Consider the following 14370-nt stretch of genomic DNA (forward strand, 5'->3'; position numbering starts at 1 on the left):
CTTGTGCACATAGGCGATGTTGGGCAGGTCATCCAGCGTACGCAGGCGAATGACCAGACCGAACAGCGGGCTCGCCGCGTCGAGCATCAGGTTTTCGAAGCCGCCACGCAGCTGGAACTCCGGGTCGGCGGGGTAGCCGGGTAGCGCCATTGCGACTTGAGGATCAGCGCCGGGACGGGGCTCTTGGCTTTGCTCCATATCCTCAAGCAGGACTGGCTTTTTCTTGAGCGGCACCGGGTTTTCAGTGCCATCGGACCGTCTGGACATCCTTAATCCTCGTCAATTAGCAGGTCAATTCACGCAATGCCTGCGAACTTCCCTGTGACCGGGCGCAAGCAATTCGCGAAAGCCTGAAGACTAACGAGGAATCAATTTCTATGGGAGATTGAAACTTCCTAAATAGCTGTAGGAAGCTTCGCTTCAAGTTATTTTGAAATTATTATCAGCAGAGAATGGGTCGACAAGTTTGTATAAGTTATTGTTAATTTTGGGGGCTTGTAAGCCTCTGCTAAGCGGGCTGCGGCGCAGCAGTGACACGTATGGCAGGGCTGTTTTCAGGCGTCTGCAACGCGACGCGCCCGTAGAAGAACAATGCCGTTGCCCAAGTTGTAAGCCAGACAAAGATCCCGGCCCAGAACGTATGAGACATATAGTGCCAGCCCTGCAGCACGCGGGTAGTTCCGTACACGAACCCGATCAGCAGAATTGCCACCAGCAACTTGCGCGCATGCGCCCAGCGGTGGCGCAGGGCCACGAAATATAGCGCCAACAAAGTAAACCCGCTGGAGGCATGGCCCCCCGGCCAGCAGCGGCCATCACCGGCCTTGTTCCATAACGAGAAGTTTTCGAACCACTCGACCCGGGCCTGCGGGCCGCCATACAGGGTGGTTTCCACAGGGCAATACACGCTGGTATGGCTTTTAAGGTAATGAATCACGGTGGTGCTCAGTGCGAATGCCACCACCACGAATAGCAGGTCGCGGCGATGTTGGGTGGTAAAGCGCAGCACCGGTGCGATACGGGCCTTTTCCAGCATCCGGGTCAGGCCCAGTTGAGGTCGGTTGGCCAGACGCGGCCAGATGAACGACAGCACGCTGCCGATGACGGCGAGCTCACCGGTCCAGTCCGGCAGGATGCGCGGCCATTTGTGGGTGGCTTTCTCGAACCACTGGTTGTGCAGCAGCGGGAACTGGCCGGTGGTCGGGTCGAGCAGCAGGTTGCTGATCCAGCGATCGAGCTCTGTGAGGTCGAATGCAATGAACACGATGGCAGCCAGCAACAGCGGCAGCAGCAGGTTATTGCGGTAAAAAGTGGTGCGAGAGGGTGGCATGTTCAGAGCTCCTTGGCATCAACGAGTTTGCGCCATTCACTGGCTGCTATCTGGCCCAGCAGTTTCGCCTTGCCATCGTTGCCCTGGGTGATGAACAGGGCACTGGCATAGCTGTTCGAGGTCGTGCTGGCAGGTACTTCGAGCGCCTGCTCCAGCCGTTCCATGCAGCCGCTGTGGCTGACCAGCACGAGGTTGTGGCCGTTTCGCTTGAGGGCAAGGGCGTTTTCGGCGAAGTGGCCGTCACATTGATTAAGCCAGCCTTTCGTGGCAATGGTCTTACCAAACATGGCCTGTGCGGTCTGCCGGGTCCGCACCTCCGGGCTGGCCCACACATCGGCTGCGCCCAGACCAAGATGCTGCAGGCCGTGGCCTACATCGGCGGCAACATGGCTGCCCGCGACCGTGATACCGCTGGGGTCACCCAGGCAAGCACTGCTGGAGCGGTCGCAGCGTTCGGCATGGCGCAGCACCACGATCACCGAGCCTTTCGCCCAGGCGGCTTCGAGCCCGCTGTGCTGCAGGTGATGGGCGGTGCCGAGGTCAGCGATGGCCGTGCGGGTATGCGCCCAGGCTGCTGCAACACCCAGAATTGACAGTACGCACAAGACTGCGAATAACGCCTTGCCCCAAGGCAATCGGTGTACCTGCGCATGGCGTGAGGCGGGTGATGGGTCGATAACACTTTGCAGCATATTTGCCACTCCAGTCAGCTCGCTCCATAAGAGAGCGTCGGCACTGTAGGTAGCGGGATGTCGGTAGAGGGTGAGACAGATGTGAAAAAAGCCTTGACCCTTCAGCCATGCGGGTGGCTAACGTGATGATATGTCAAGTATGAAACCGGTTTCATAATATTTCTGAACGCGCTAGATTATTCGGCTGTCTTCTTGATGGCCTATCAAGATCACCTCCCACAGAAAAGCAGATGGCGCTAATCAAGGCCGCCGCACAGCCGATGAGGATTCGCAATGCCTGAGCATGCCCCAGACAACCCGCGCAGGGATTTTCTGCGCAAGACCTTGACCCTGATCCCAGTCGTGACCGTGGCCAGCACAGGGCTTGGCGTGGGCGCCAGCCAGCTGCTTGCGGCCCCGCAACCGCATCAGCCACCACAAGTGCCGGCCACGCCGCCTGCGGGCCACTATCAACCGACGTTCTTCAGCGCCGAAGAATGGGCCTTTGTACAAGCTGCGGTGTCGCGCATCATCCCGGCCGATGAGCTTGGCCCCGGCGCACTCGAAGCCGGCGCCGCCGAGTTTATCGACCGGCAGATGAACACCCCCTACGCCACTGGCGCGCAGTGGTACATGCAAGGCCCGTTCAACGCCGACGCTGCGCCCGAACTGGGCTATCAACTACAGCTCAGCCCGCAACAAATCTACCGTCTGGGCATTGCTGCCGTGGACGGCTGGTGCAAAGCCAATGGTGGGCAGGTTTTTGCTGAACAAGACAGCGCTACCCGCGACCGTATTCTTGGCAAAGTCGAGGCAGGAGAGCTGGTATTCGACACGGTCCCGGCCAAGGTGTTTTTCAGCCTGCTGGTGCAGAACACCCGTGAAGGGTTCTTTTGCGACCCGATCCATGGTGGCAACAAAGGCATGGTCGGCTGGACCCAGATCGGCTTCCCCGGCGCCCGCGCCGATTTCATGGACTGGGTCGAACGCAACGAGCCTTACCCGTTCCCGGCTGTATCGATCCGTGGCGAGAGGGCCTGAGGCATGGCGACTGTGTTGAACAAAGTGGATGCGGTCATCGTTGGCTTTGGCTGGGCTGGCGCGATCATGGCCAAGGAACTGACCGAGGCCGGGTTGCACGTGGTGGCCCTGGAGCGGGGGCCGATGCAGGATACCTACCCGGAAGGCAGCTACCCGCAAGTGATCGATGAGCTGACCTACAGCGTGCGCAAGAAGCTGTTCGTGGATGTGTCGAAAGAAACCGTCACTGTCCGCCACAACGTGAATGACGTCGCGCTGCCCAATCGCCAGCTCGGTGCTTTCCTGCCGGGCAAGGGCGTGGGCGGCGCGGGCCTGCACTGGTCGGGCGTGCACTTCCGGGTCGACCCGGTGGAGTTGCGCTTGCGCAGCCACTACGAAGAGCGCTACGGGCGCAAGTTCATCCCTGAGGGCATGACCATCCAGGACTTCGGCGTCAGTTACGAAGAGCTGGAACCGTATTTCGACTTCGCCGAAAAGGTCTTCGGCACTTCAGGCCAGGCGTGGACCGTCAACGGCCAGGTGGTCGGTGAAGGGAAGGGTGGTAACCCCTATGCGCCGGACCGCTCCAACCCCTTCCCGCTGCCCGCGCAGAAGAACGTGGTGTCGGCCAGGCTGTTCGAAAAAGCCGCCACCAGCTTGGGCTACAAACCCTACAACCTGCCATCGGCAAACACCTCCGGGCCTTACACCAACCCATACGGGGCACAGATGGGGCCATGCAACTTCTGTGGTTTCTGCAGCGGTTACGTGTGCTACATGTACTCCAAGGCCTCGCCCAACGTGAACATTCTGCCGGCGCTGCGCCAGGTGCCCAACTTCGAGCTGCGGCCCAATGCCCATGTGCTGCGGGTAAACCTGGACGACAGCAAGCGCAAAGCCACCGGGGTGACCTACATCGATGCCCAGGGGCGCGAGGTGGAGCAACCGGCGGAGCTGGTGATCCTGGCGGCGTTCCAGTTCAACAACGTGCGCCTGATGCTGCTTTCCGGCATCGGCAAGCCTTATGACCCCGTCAAGAACGAAGGTGTGGTCGGGCGTAACTTTGCCTACCAGAACATGGGCACGGTCAAGGCGTTCTTCGACAAAAACACCTACACCAACAACTTCATCGGCGCGGGTGGCAACGGCATTGCCATTGACGATTTCAATGCCGACAACTTCGACCATGGCCCCCACGGCTTTGTCGGCGGCTCGCCGATGTGGGTGAACCAGGCTGGCAGCCGGCCGATTGCCGGCACTTCCAACCCGCCGGGCACGCCTGCCTGGGGCAGTGCCTGGAAGAAGGCCACAGCCGACTACTACACCCACCAGGTGTCGATGGACGCCCACGGTGCGCACCAGTCCTACCGTGCCAATTACCTGGACCTGGACCCCACCTACCGCGACGCCTACGGCCAGCCGCTGTTGCGCATGACCTTCGACTGGCAGGAAAACGACATCAAGATGAACCAGTTCATGGTCGACAAACTGAGCACGATCGCTCAGGCGATGAACCCCAAGGCCATTGCGGTGCTGGGCAAGCAGGTCAAGGATCACTTCAACACCGCCAGTTACCAGACCACCCACCTGAACGGCGGTGCGATCATGGGCACCGACCCCAAAACCAGCGCCCTGAACCGGTATCTGCAAAGCTGGGACGTGCATAACGTGTTCGTACCGGGGGCTTCGGCGTTCCCGCAGGGCCTGGGTTACAACCCGACCGGGCTGGTGGCCGCGCTGACCTATTGGTCTGCACGTGCCATTCGCGAGCAGTACCTGAAAAACCCTGGCCCGCTGGTCCAGGCTTGAGGAGCGATGAGCATGAAGACAATGTTGATCGCAACCCTGTTGCTGGGTGCCTCCGCGGCCGCGCAGGCCTTGGCTAATGACGATGCACAGGTGCGCCAGGGCGAGTACCTGGCCCGCGCCGGTGACTGCGTGGCCTGCCACACCGCCAAGGGCGGAAAGCCCTTTGCCGGAGGCCTGCCGATGGAAACACCCATAGGCACGGTGTACTCCACCAACATTACCCCGGCGGCCAGCGGCATTGGCCAGTACAGTTTCGACGACTTCGACCAGGCTGTGCGCAAGGGTATCGGCAAGGATGGCAGCACCTTGTACCCGGCCATGCCTTATCCGTCGTACGCACGGGTCAGCGAGCAGGACATGCAGGCGCTGTACGCCTACTTCATGAAAGGCGTGGAGCCGGTCGAACAAACGAACAAGGCCACTGACATTCCCTGGCCGCTGAGCATGCGTTGGCCACTGGCAATCTGGCGCGGCCTGTTCGCGCCAGAGGCCAAGCCTTGGCAGGCATCGGCAGCAGCTGACCCTGTGGTGAACCGTGGAGCCTACCTGGTCGAAGGCCTTGGGCATTGTGGCGCCTGCCATACCCCACGTGCGCTGACCATGCAGGAAAAGGCGCTGAGCCCTGCAGATGGCGATCAGTTCCTGGCCGGCAGCGCACCGCTGGAAGGCTGGGTTGCGAAAAATCTGCGTGGCGACCACAAGGATGGCCTGGGCAGCTGGAGCGAGGCGCAACTGGTGCAGTTTCTGAAGACTGGGCGCAGTGATCGCAGCGCCGTGTTCGGCGGCATGAGCGATGTGGTTGAGCACAGCATGCAGCATATGAGTGACGCCGACCTTACCGCAATCGCCCGCTACCTGAAGACCCTGCCGCCGAGTAACCCGAATGACCAGCCGCACGTCTACGACAAGCAGGTGGCGGATGCGCTGTGGAAGGGCGACGACAGCAAACCCGGGGCGGCGGTGTACATCGACAACTGCGCGGCCTGCCACCGTACCGATGGCCAAGGCTACACCCGCGTGTTCCCCGCGTTGGCTGGCAACCCGGTGGTACAGACTGCAGATGCCACGTCGCTGATTCACGTGGTGCTGGCGGGGGGGACGGTGCCCGCGACGCACACCGCGCCCTCGAACTTCACCATGCCGGCATTCGGCTGGCGCCTCAGCGACCAGGAGGTTGCAGAGGTGGTGAACTTCATCCGCAGCAGTTGGGGTAATCAGGGTAGCGCTGTTACGGCCGGTGATGTGAAGTCGCTTCGCTGACTGCGTCCTCACAGAGCTGTAAACGGCTGATTGCGTTGGCAGGCGCTCTGTGGGAGCCCCTGCCTTGCTCAATATCTCAAAGCTCGATGCGATCACTGTGGGAGCGGGCTTGTCCCGCGAACACGGGCGAAGCCCGTGCCAGCCACCGCGTTGGATTTTTCGAGGGCATGCCCGCGCCCACAGAGCTATCATCTAGTCCATATTTATCAGGAACCTATAAGATATTGTTCAGATAATAACTCAAGATAATCAGACGGTTCCTGACCAACGGCAGGTTGACGAACTGCCGTAGTTTTGCTGTATTGAAACCGGTTTCATCGCTATCACAATAATCATAAGGACAGCCCATGACCGACGCGCCTGCCCATGCCCGCGAACGGGTCACCATCAGCGAAGTGGCGCGTGTCGCTGGTGTTTCCAAAGCCACCGTCTCCCGTTACATCGGTGGCGATCGCCAATTGCTGGCGGAAGCCACGGCCAAGCGCCTGGAAGAGGTCATCGAACGTCTTGGTTACCGCCCCAACCAGATGGCCCGCGGCCTGAAGCGCGGTCAGACGCGGCTGATCGGCATGCTGGTGGCGGATATTCTCAACCCCTATTCAGTGGCCGTGATGCATGGTGTGGAAACCGCCTGCCGTCAGCACGGTTACAGCCTGGTGGTGTGCAACACCAACCGCGACGACGAGCAGGAGCGTCACCACCTGGTGGCCCTGCAGAGCTACAACGTCGAAGGGTTGATCGTGAACACGCTCGGCCATCACCCCGGCGAATTGCTCAACCTGCAGCGTGACATCCCCATGGTGCTGGTCGACCGCCAATTGCCTGAGCTGAATGTCGACCTGGTGGGCCTGGACAATGCCGACGCGGTCGAGCAGGCCCTCGACCACCTGCAGGCCCAAGGTTACCGCGATATCCTGGCGGTCAGCGAACCCCTCGATGGCACCAGCTCGCGCCTGGAGCGGGTGCAGGCATTCGGGGCGTCGGTCAGTCGCCGGCCCGGCATGCGTCAGCAGGTGCTGGAAATCAACGCCGGGTTGCCGGACCAACTGGCTGCGTTTCTTGCCGGCCGTGGCCATGGCCCGCAAGCAGTGTTCACCTTCAACGGCGTTGCCACCTTGGCAGTGACCCGCGCCCTGCAGGAGGCTGGGTGCAATCTGTTTGCCGACGTCGGGCTGATTGCCCTCGACGACCTCGACTGGTACCCCTTGGTCGGCAAAGGCATCACGGCACTGGCCCAACCCACCGAGCGTATTGGTGTGGCGGCATTCGAAAGCCTGCTCGATCGCTTGCGCGGCGACAGCGGCGCCGCCCGCCGCATCGACTTCAAGGCCAACCTGATCATCCGCGGCTCAACCCAACCCCAGTAAGCAACGGCAGGCTTGCGCCTGCGGCTGCCGACTAAAAATGAAACCGGTTTCATAAGGATAAAAACAATGCACCCGAACCCCGTTTCCATCAGCCTCTCAAGCTACGGCGCCGACTTTGTGCGGCAACGTGGCCAGGAGCAGTTCCTGGACATGCTGGCAGCCGCTGGCGTCAGCCGAGTGGAGTTGCGCGAAGAATTGTTTGCCAGCGCACCGGACGCGACCGCACTCGGTGCAGTCGTTGCCGCACTGGGCCTGGAATGCTTGTACTCGAGCCCCCTTGAATTGTGGACCGCGCAAGGCGTGCCCGATCCGCGACTGGTGCAGAAGCTGGAGACCGCTCGGGCACTTGGCGCGGTGGCGCTGAAGGTATCGCTGGGGCATTTCGATGAGCACTGCGATGTAATGGCTCTGGCGGCGCTGCTGCCTGCTCATGGGCCGCTGCTGCTGGTGGAAAACGATCAGACTGCACAGGGTGGCAGGATCGAGCCGCTGCTGCAGTTCTTTCTGCGGGCCGACACGCTAGGGCTGCGCCTGGGCATGACTTTCGACATCGGCAACTGGCAGTGGCAGGACGAGCCTGCGCGGCAAGCCGCTCGGCAACTCGGCCGTTGGGTGCGCTATGTACATTGCAAGGCTGTGCAGCGCCGGGCCGATGGCCGTCTGGTTGCCACACCGCCCGAAGCGGCGGACCTACAGGCGTGGGCAGCGCTGATGGCCGAGTTCGCGCCCGGCGTGGTGCGCGCCGTCGAGTACCCTCTGGTTGGTGAAGACCTGTTGGCGCTCACCCGGGCACAAGTGCGTAGCCTGGCTGCACTGAGCGCCGGCGAGGAGGTGGCCCATGCATGAGCATGATGTGCTGTGCTTCGGCGAAACCATGGCCATGTTCGTTGCCGAGCAGACAGGCGACCTGGCCAGTGTCGGCCAGTTCGGCAAACGCATCGCAGGTGCAGACAGTAACGTGGCCATCGGCTTGGCGAGGCTGGGTTTCAAGGTGCGCTGGCTGAGCCGCGTCGGTAACGATTCACTGGGCCGTTTTGTGCTCGACAGCTTGCGCAGCGAAGGCCTGGACTGTTCCGGTGTCGAGGTGGATGCCTGTTACCCGACGGGTTTTCAGCTCAAGGCCCGCTGCGATGATGGCAGCGACCCGGCAGTGGAGTACTTTCGCCGTGGTTCGGCAGCCAGCAAGCTGTCGCCCACATCGCTAGGCCCAGGCTTGCTGCAGGCACGCCATCTGCACGCCACCGGCATCCCGCCGGCGCTGTCGGAAGGCTGCCGGGCGCTTTCCCACGCGCTGCTGGATGCCATGCGCGCAGCCGGGCGCAGCATCTCGTTCGACCCTAACTTGCGCCCCTCGCTTTGGCCCGATCAAAGCAGCATGGTGCGCGAAATCAATGCCCTGGCCGCCAAGGCCGATTGGGTTTTACCGGGCCTGGAGGAGGGGCGGTTGCTGACTGGCCAGCACACCCCGGCGGACATCGCTGGGTTCTACCTCGACCAAGGGGTGGAACTGGTGGTGATCAAGCTGGGCGACGCCGGCGCCTATTACCGCAGCGCCAAGGGCGAAGGGCAGGTAGCACCGGTGCCGGTCAGCCGTGTGCTGGACACCGTCGGTGCGGGTGATGCCTTTGCTGTCGGCGTGCTCAGCGCGTTGCTTGAGGGACATGCGGTGGAAGAGGCGGTCGCGCGCGGCAACTGGTGCGGCAGCCGTGCCGTGCAGTCACGCGGCGACATGGAAGGGCTGCCGCAGCGCCATGAACTGGAGGCCCACGACCTGCGCAGAAGCGCGTGAGCCGCCCCGAAAGACCTGTTGCGACAAAAACAACAAGCTCAGGAGAAACAAAACCATGCAAAGCCAAAGCCTGGCACCTCGCCGCTGGTGGTACATCATCCCGATCGTGTTCGTCACCTACAGCCTGGCGTACCTGGACCGCGCCAATTATGGCTTCGCCGCTGCCTCTGGCATGGCCGAAGACCTGCACATCACACCCGTGTTGTCTTCCCTGCTGGGCGCGCTGTTCTTTCTCGGTTACTTCTTCTTCCAGGTACCCGGCGCCATTTACGCCGAAAAGCGCAGCGTGAAGAAGCTGATCTTCGTCTGCCTGATCCTGTGGGGCGGCCTTGCCACGCTCACCGGCATGGTCAGCAACGTCTACATGCTGATCGGTATCCGTTTTCTGCTCGGGGTGGTGGAGGCCGCCGTCATGCCGGCAATGCTGGTGTACCTGTGCCATTGGTTCACCCGCGCCGAGCGCTCGCGCGCCAACACCTTCCTGATGCTCGGCAACCCGGTGACCATCCTGTGGATGTCGGTGGTGTCGGGATACCTGATCAAGCATTACGACTGGCGCTGGATGTTCATCATCGAAGGCCTGCCTGCGGTGATCTGGGCATTCTTCTGGTGGCGCCTGGTGGATGACCGCCCAGCCCAGGTGAAGTGGCTGAGCGCTCAGGAAAAGGCCGACCTGGCGCAGGCCCTGGCCGCTGAGCAACAGGGCATCAAGCCGGTAAAGAACTATCGCGAGGCGTTCCGCTCGCGACAGGTGATCATTCTGGCGCTGCAGTACTTCTGCTGGAGCATTGGCGTGTACGGCTTCGTGCTGTGGCTGCCGTCGATTCTGAAGCAGGCGGCCAACGTCGATATCGTGCAGGCCGGCTGGCTGGCCTCGGTGCCTTACCTGGCGGCGGTACTGGCGATGGTGGGCGTGTCCTGGGCGTCCGACCGCCTGCAAAAGCGCAAGCGCTTCGTCTGGCCGCCGCTGCTGGTTGCCGCTGTGGCGTTCTATGGCTCGTACGCGTTGGGCAGCGAACATTTCTGGCTGTCGTACGCGTTGCTGGTGGTCGCAGGCGCCTGCATGTACGCGCCCTATGGCCCGTTCTTCGCAATCGTGCCGGAGATTCTGCCGGCAAACGTCGCAGGCGGGGCCATGGCGCTGATCAACAGCATGGGCGCGTTGGGCTCGTTCGGCGGTTCGTGGTTGGTGGGCTACCTCAATGGCGCTACCGGCGGGCCCGGCGCCTCTTACCTGTTCATGTGCGGCGCGCTGCTGGCAGCTGTGGCGCTGACCGCTGCACTCAATACCCCCCAGACGTCCGGCCGGGCCAAGCGCGACAGCGCGAGGCTGGCCATGAACCCTCAGGAAACCTGAAATGAAGAAGCGAATCGTCCTTTACAAACGCCTGTCCGACGACTTGATGGCACGCCTGCAAAACCACGTTGAGGTGACCTGGGTGGACACCACACAGCCAGATGGCCTGGCCCGGCTGCGCGACGCGTTGCCGGGGGCGCATGGGTTGTTGGGGGCCAGCCTGCGCCTGGATGCCAGCCTGCTTGACTTGGCGCCGCAGCTGGAAGTGGTGTCCAGCGTTTCGGTGGGCGTGGACAACTACGATGTTGCCGAACTCAGCCGGCGTGGCGTGATGCTGACCAACACACCTGACGTGCTGACCGAAACCACTGCCGACACCGGCTTTGCCTTGATGCTTGCTACCGCCAGGCGGGTGGTGGAACTGGCGAACTGGGTGCGTGACGGCCATTGGCAGGCCAACCTGGGCCCGGGGCATTTTGGCAGTGATGTGCACGGCAAGACGCTGGGCATCGTCGGCATGGGCCGCATCGGCGAGGCTTTGGCCCGGCGCGCGGCAGCCGGCTTCGGCATGCGTGTGCTGTATCACAGCCAACGTGCCAAACCGGAGGTGGAGGCGCGCCATGCGGCACGCCAGTGCAGCCTGGATGAGTTGTTGCAGCAGGCAGATTTCGTTTGCCTGACCGTGCCGCTGAGCGTCAGTACCGAAGGCCTGATCGGTGCACGAGAGCTGGCGTTGATGAAGGCTGAGGCGATCCTGGTGAACATCTCACGGGGGCGCGTGGTGGATGAGCAGGCGCTGGTCGAAGCGTTGCGGGCCAGGCGCATACGTGGCGCGGGGCTGGATGTGTTTGTGCAGGAGCCGCTATCAGTAGACTCTCCGCTGTTGCAGCTCGATAACGTGGTAGCGACACCGCATATCGGCTCCGCGACCGAGGAAACCCGCCAGGCCATGGCGCGTTGCGCGGTAGACAACCTGCTGAGCGCGCTGGCCGGTGAGCGGCCGGCAAATTTGGTGAATGAGGTGTGCAGAACGTGAGAACAAGGGGCCGCTATGCGGCCCCCGTACAATACAGGTCTATCGGCAGTTACCTGCCTTGCGATAGCCCGCTGCCTGCGCCTCACCCTCGTTAGCGAAGGTCACCTGGTTCTTGGCTGCGACCTGGTTGTAGCCCGGGCAGCCTACAGACAGGTGATAAACGTGGCTGTTGCGGTTGCCAAGCACGGCCCCGACTGACTGGACACTGGCCAGGCTCGGCTTGGGCTCTGGCTTGGCGGCTTTCGCCGGCACCGCCTGTACCACGCCACTGCCAACCGGCTTGTAGTCGGCCGTCCACTTGCGCTCGCCGCTCACGAACGGGTTGGCGTGCCCCATGATGGCGGCGATGCGCCGGTCGCGCTCTTTCTCCCAGGCCGACACCGGGTGCTGTTTGTCCCAGGCCATCAGCAGTTGTTGCTGCTGGCGCGACATACTCAGCTGGTAACGGTCGAACATGTAGAACGTGGTGCGAGCCACCAGGCCTTTGACTTCATCGCGCGGTTCGGCGGCACGCTGGACGAAATCGACCTTGGTGGTGCACTGGCCATACTCGCCGGCATTGCCAGCGACCATGCCGTAGTTGAAGTTGCTGCGGTCGCCGTTGACCTCGCCCACGGCCGGGTAGAGGTTGAACAGGTCGGCCTCCATGGCGCGGAACACTGGGTCGTTGTCCACGCAATGCTCGCGGCCGCCGTTCTTCCAGCACTGGCGCTGGTTGCCGAACGTATAGGCGGGCACGATGTGTTCCCACTCGGTGCGTTCGGCACGGTTTTGCTGCTTGCGCGTCTGGTAACCGCACGAAGCGGCATCGATGCGCCCACCCGACTTGCCCACCCAGGTCCATTTGCAACCGCAGTACAGGTCACCCATGGCACTGCTGGCCTGGTCCAGGTACACCTTCTGCTTGGCTACCACCTTGGCCTCGGTAAACGTCGCCGGGGGGTTGGCCAAGGCAGGCAAGGTGAAGGAAAACACTAAGGTTAAGGCGTAAAGCAGTGATTTCATGAGAAAAACATATTTCAGATTGGGGCGCGCATTGTAATGCTTTCCCCGTGGCTGGCCAGCTCGCTGAGCCATACCAGTGGTCGGCCCGGGGCGTCCCCTGCCATACGGCTGAACGTGGCCGAGTAGAGCATGTCCCTGACCTGGGCGCCCATGCGCAACAGGCGCTCGATGAAACCGGCACCGACGTCGCCGTAGTCCTCAAGCGAAACGCCGCTCTGGTTATGCTGGATCGCCAGGTGGTAATGACTGACCCCCGCGCCATTGCCGCTGCCGCCAAGTACCACCGTGAAGCGGGGGCCGAGCAGCGTGGCCAGGCGTTGCTGGACCAGGTCGAGCAGTGCAAGCGGTACTTCATCGTGCCGCAGCGTGTTGGGGAAGCAAGGGGTGAAGGGAAGCATGGGTGTGTCCTGCTGGCCGGGTTCGAGTGTTGGCCAGCTTAGGCAAGGTGACTGTCAACTTGGGTTAAGCGGGGGTAAAAGCGGGTAATGCTTAACCCTGGCGTGCGCGGCTGTTTGTGGGAGCGGCCTTGTGTCGCGAAAGGGCCGCGAAGCGGCCCCGGCAATGTTGGCGGTGAAGCTGAAAACCTGGGGGCGCTCCGCACCCCTTTCGCGACACAAGGCCGCTCCCACAAGAGCCCTCCCACCGTAAGAAAGGGCTCAGAACGTCTGCCCCAGCGAAAACTGGAATATCTGGGTCTCGGCGTTATCCGGTTTTTTCAACGGCGCCGCCAGGCTGAAGCTCAGTGGCCCCATGGGGCTGTACCAGGTCACGCCAACCCCCAGCGACACGGCCATCTGCGCCAGGTCGACGCTGCCGCAGCCCTGGGTGGTCGACAGGTAACAGGTGTCGGCATACACGTTACCGGCGTCGACGAACAACGAGCTGCGCAGCTGGCTCTGGTCCTTCACGAACGGCAGCGGGAAGATGTATTCGGCGCCGCCGCTAATCAGGATATTGCCCCCCAGCACATCGGTGTCGCGGTCGGAATAGTAAGCCTGGCCGGCGCTGGCGTAGGTACCGGTGGCCGGGGTGTTGCGCGGGCCGAGGGTGCCATCCTTGAACCCGCGCACCGAGCCTTGGCCACCGGCGGTGTAGCTCTCATAGAACGGCAAGCCGTCGGTGGATCCGTAGCCATTGCCGTAGCCCAGGGTGGTGTGCAGGCGCAGCGAGGTGTTGTTGGTTACCGGCAGGAAGGTCTGGCCGTTGTAATCCAGTTTGTAGAATGACAGGTCGCTGCCAGGGGTGGTGGCCATCAGTGTCAGGCTCTGGGAGTGACCACGGGTGGCCAGCACGCCTTTGTTCAGGGTCGACTCGGACCAGCCGATCGACGCCTTGAGGTTGTTGAAACGCTTGCCCTCACGGGCGATGAAGTCGTAGATCTCGTCGGCGCTGTAGGTGCCTGGCGAAATGTCGTCGTGCTGCAGGGTCAGGCCGTAGGTCAGGCGCGAGGTTTCGTTGATCGGGTAGCCAAAGCTTACCCCGGCGCCGTAGCTATTGATCGCGTAGTACGAAACGCCATCGTCGTAGTAGTCGCTGTAGTCGGTGCTGTTGTAGAACAGGTTGTAGCCCAGGCTGACACCGTCGGCAGTGAAGTAGGGGTCCACGAAACCGAAGTTGTACTTGGTCTGGTACTCGCTGCGGGTCAGCCCGATGGACACTTTGTTACCGGTACCGAGGAAGTTGCTCTGGCTGATCGAACCCCCGAGGATCAGGCCGGCGCTCTGGGCGAAACCGACGCTGGCGGTGATCGAGCCGGAGGCTTGCTCTTCGACGCTGTAGTTGACGT

At 62.2% G+C, this 14370-nt stretch carries 13 protein-coding genes and 1 pseudogene; 8 read left to right on the plus strand and 6 right to left on the minus strand.

Translation table 11 applies throughout. The annotated features are described in order from the left end of the window. The 3 genes and pseudogenes from CKW35_RS27480 to CKW35_RS27490 all read right to left on the minus strand — a co-directional run. Positions 1-267: pseudogene (locus CKW35_RS27480) on the minus strand (DotU family type IV/VI secretion system protein); the annotation flags it as partial. A gap of 241 nt (positions 268-508) precedes the next feature. Next, entirely contained in the window at positions 509-1330 is an 822-nt protein-coding gene (locus CKW35_RS27485; RefSeq protein WP_095117313.1) for a phosphatase PAP2 family protein, read from the minus strand. 2 nt (positions 1331-1332) lie between these two features. Further along, positions 1333-2022, minus strand: a complete 690-nt coding sequence (locus tag CKW35_RS27490) for a histidine phosphatase family protein (RefSeq protein WP_016486770.1) — start codon at positions 2020-2022, stop codon at positions 1333-1335. A gap of 273 nt (positions 2023-2295) precedes the next feature. Here CKW35_RS27490 and CKW35_RS27495 point away from each other — a divergent pair, with 273 nt between their 5' ends. The 8 genes from CKW35_RS27495 (at position 2296) to CKW35_RS27530 (ending at position 11579) form a co-directional block, all read left to right on the plus strand. Continuing rightward, a complete protein-coding gene (locus CKW35_RS27495; RefSeq protein ID WP_016486771.1) occupies positions 2296-3042 on the plus strand; it encodes a gluconate 2-dehydrogenase subunit 3 family protein in 747 nt (248 codons plus the stop codon). A 3-nt stretch (positions 3043-3045) separates the two neighbouring features. Then, complete coding sequence (locus tag CKW35_RS27500; RefSeq protein ID WP_023047892.1) at positions 3046-4830, plus strand: GMC family oxidoreductase; 1785 nt, start codon at positions 3046-3048, stop codon at positions 4828-4830. Between the two features lie 12 nt (positions 4831-4842). Then, the gene (locus tag CKW35_RS27505; protein WP_060516313.1) at positions 4843-6090 is read left to right on the plus strand and encodes a cytochrome c; all 1248 of its coding nucleotides are present in this window, start codon (positions 4843-4845) and stop codon (positions 6088-6090) included. A 347-nt stretch (positions 6091-6437) separates the two neighbouring features. Continuing rightward, positions 6438-7457 (plus strand): transcriptional regulator PtxS, encoded by a 1020-nt coding sequence (gene ptxS / locus CKW35_RS27510; RefSeq protein WP_016486774.1) that lies wholly within the window; start codon positions 6438-6440, stop codon positions 7455-7457. 66 nt (positions 7458-7523) lie between these two features. Next, positions 7524-8303 carry a sugar phosphate isomerase/epimerase gene (locus CKW35_RS27515; protein ID WP_095117315.1) on the plus strand — a complete coding sequence of 260 codons (780 nt, stop codon included), beginning with the start codon at positions 7524-7526 and terminating at the stop codon, positions 8301-8303. After that, positions 8296-9246, plus strand: a complete 951-nt coding sequence (locus CKW35_RS27520) for a sugar kinase (RefSeq protein ID WP_095117317.1) — start codon at positions 8296-8298, stop codon at positions 9244-9246. The genes CKW35_RS27515 and CKW35_RS27520 overlap by 8 nt, the downstream gene beginning before the upstream one ends. A gap of 55 nt (positions 9247-9301) precedes the next feature. Next, the gene (locus CKW35_RS27525; protein ID WP_016486777.1) at positions 9302-10603 is read left to right on the plus strand and encodes an MFS transporter; all 1302 of its coding nucleotides are present in this window, start codon (positions 9302-9304) and stop codon (positions 10601-10603) included. A gap of 1 nt (position 10604) precedes the next feature. After that, entirely contained in the window at positions 10605-11579 is a 975-nt protein-coding gene (locus tag CKW35_RS27530; RefSeq protein WP_016486778.1) for a D-glycerate dehydrogenase, read from the plus strand. A 39-nt stretch (positions 11580-11618) separates the two neighbouring features. On the opposite strand, the gene CKW35_RS27535 is transcribed toward CKW35_RS27530, so the two are convergent. From CKW35_RS27535 to bamA, 3 genes are all read right to left on the minus strand, one after another. After that, positions 11619-12584, minus strand: coding sequence for an endonuclease (locus tag CKW35_RS27535; RefSeq protein WP_016486779.1), 966 nt, complete (start codon positions 12582-12584; stop codon positions 11619-11621). A 14-nt stretch (positions 12585-12598) separates the two neighbouring features. Next, positions 12599-12982 (minus strand): hypothetical protein, encoded by a 384-nt coding sequence (locus CKW35_RS27540; RefSeq protein ID WP_095117319.1) that lies wholly within the window; start codon positions 12980-12982, stop codon positions 12599-12601. Positions 12983-13240: 258 nt separating this feature from the next. After that, a partial coding sequence (gene bamA, locus CKW35_RS27545; protein WP_095117321.1) for an outer membrane protein assembly factor BamA occupies positions 13241-14370 on the minus strand: 1130 nt, incomplete at its 5' end.

Origin of the sequence: Pseudomonas sp. Irchel 3F3, assembly GCF_900187545.1 — a bacterium.
Classification (GTDB): Bacteria; Pseudomonadota; Gammaproteobacteria; order Pseudomonadales; family Pseudomonadaceae; genus Aquipseudomonas; species Aquipseudomonas fortuita.

Excerpts from the sequence above, each read along its gene's own strand:
- CKW35_RS27500 (WP_023047892.1), top strand. The coding sequence starts at position 3,046 with ATGGCGACTGTGTTGAACAAAGTGGATGCGGTCATCGTTGGCTTTGGC.
- CKW35_RS27515 (WP_095117315.1), top strand. The coding sequence starts at position 7,524 with ATGCACCCGAACCCCGTTTCCATCAGCCTCTCAAGCTACGGCGCCGAC.
- CKW35_RS27540 (WP_095117319.1), bottom strand. The coding sequence starts at position 12,982 with ATGCTTCCCTTCACCCCTTGCTTCCCCAACACGCTGCGGCACGATGAA.
- CKW35_RS27485 (WP_095117313.1), bottom strand. The coding sequence starts at position 1,330 with ATGCCACCCTCTCGCACCACTTTTTACCGCAATAACCTGCTGCTGCCG.
- CKW35_RS27530 (WP_016486778.1), top strand. The coding sequence starts at position 10,605 with ATGAAGAAGCGAATCGTCCTTTACAAACGCCTGTCCGACGACTTGATG.
- CKW35_RS27505 (WP_060516313.1), top strand. The coding sequence starts at position 4,843 with ATGAAGACAATGTTGATCGCAACCCTGTTGCTGGGTGCCTCCGCGGCC.
- CKW35_RS27525 (WP_016486777.1), top strand. The coding sequence starts at position 9,302 with ATGCAAAGCCAAAGCCTGGCACCTCGCCGCTGGTGGTACATCATCCCG.
- CKW35_RS27495 (WP_016486771.1), top strand. The coding sequence starts at position 2,296 with ATGCCTGAGCATGCCCCAGACAACCCGCGCAGGGATTTTCTGCGCAAG.
- ptxS (WP_016486774.1), top strand. The coding sequence starts at position 6,438 with ATGACCGACGCGCCTGCCCATGCCCGCGAACGGGTCACCATCAGCGAA.
- CKW35_RS27490 (WP_016486770.1), bottom strand. The coding sequence starts at position 2,022 with ATGCTGCAAAGTGTTATCGACCCATCACCCGCCTCACGCCATGCGCAG.
- CKW35_RS27520 (WP_095117317.1), top strand. The coding sequence starts at position 8,296 with ATGCATGAGCATGATGTGCTGTGCTTCGGCGAAACCATGGCCATGTTC.
- CKW35_RS27535 (WP_016486779.1), bottom strand. The coding sequence starts at position 12,584 with ATGAAATCACTGCTTTACGCCTTAACCTTAGTGTTTTCCTTCACCTTG.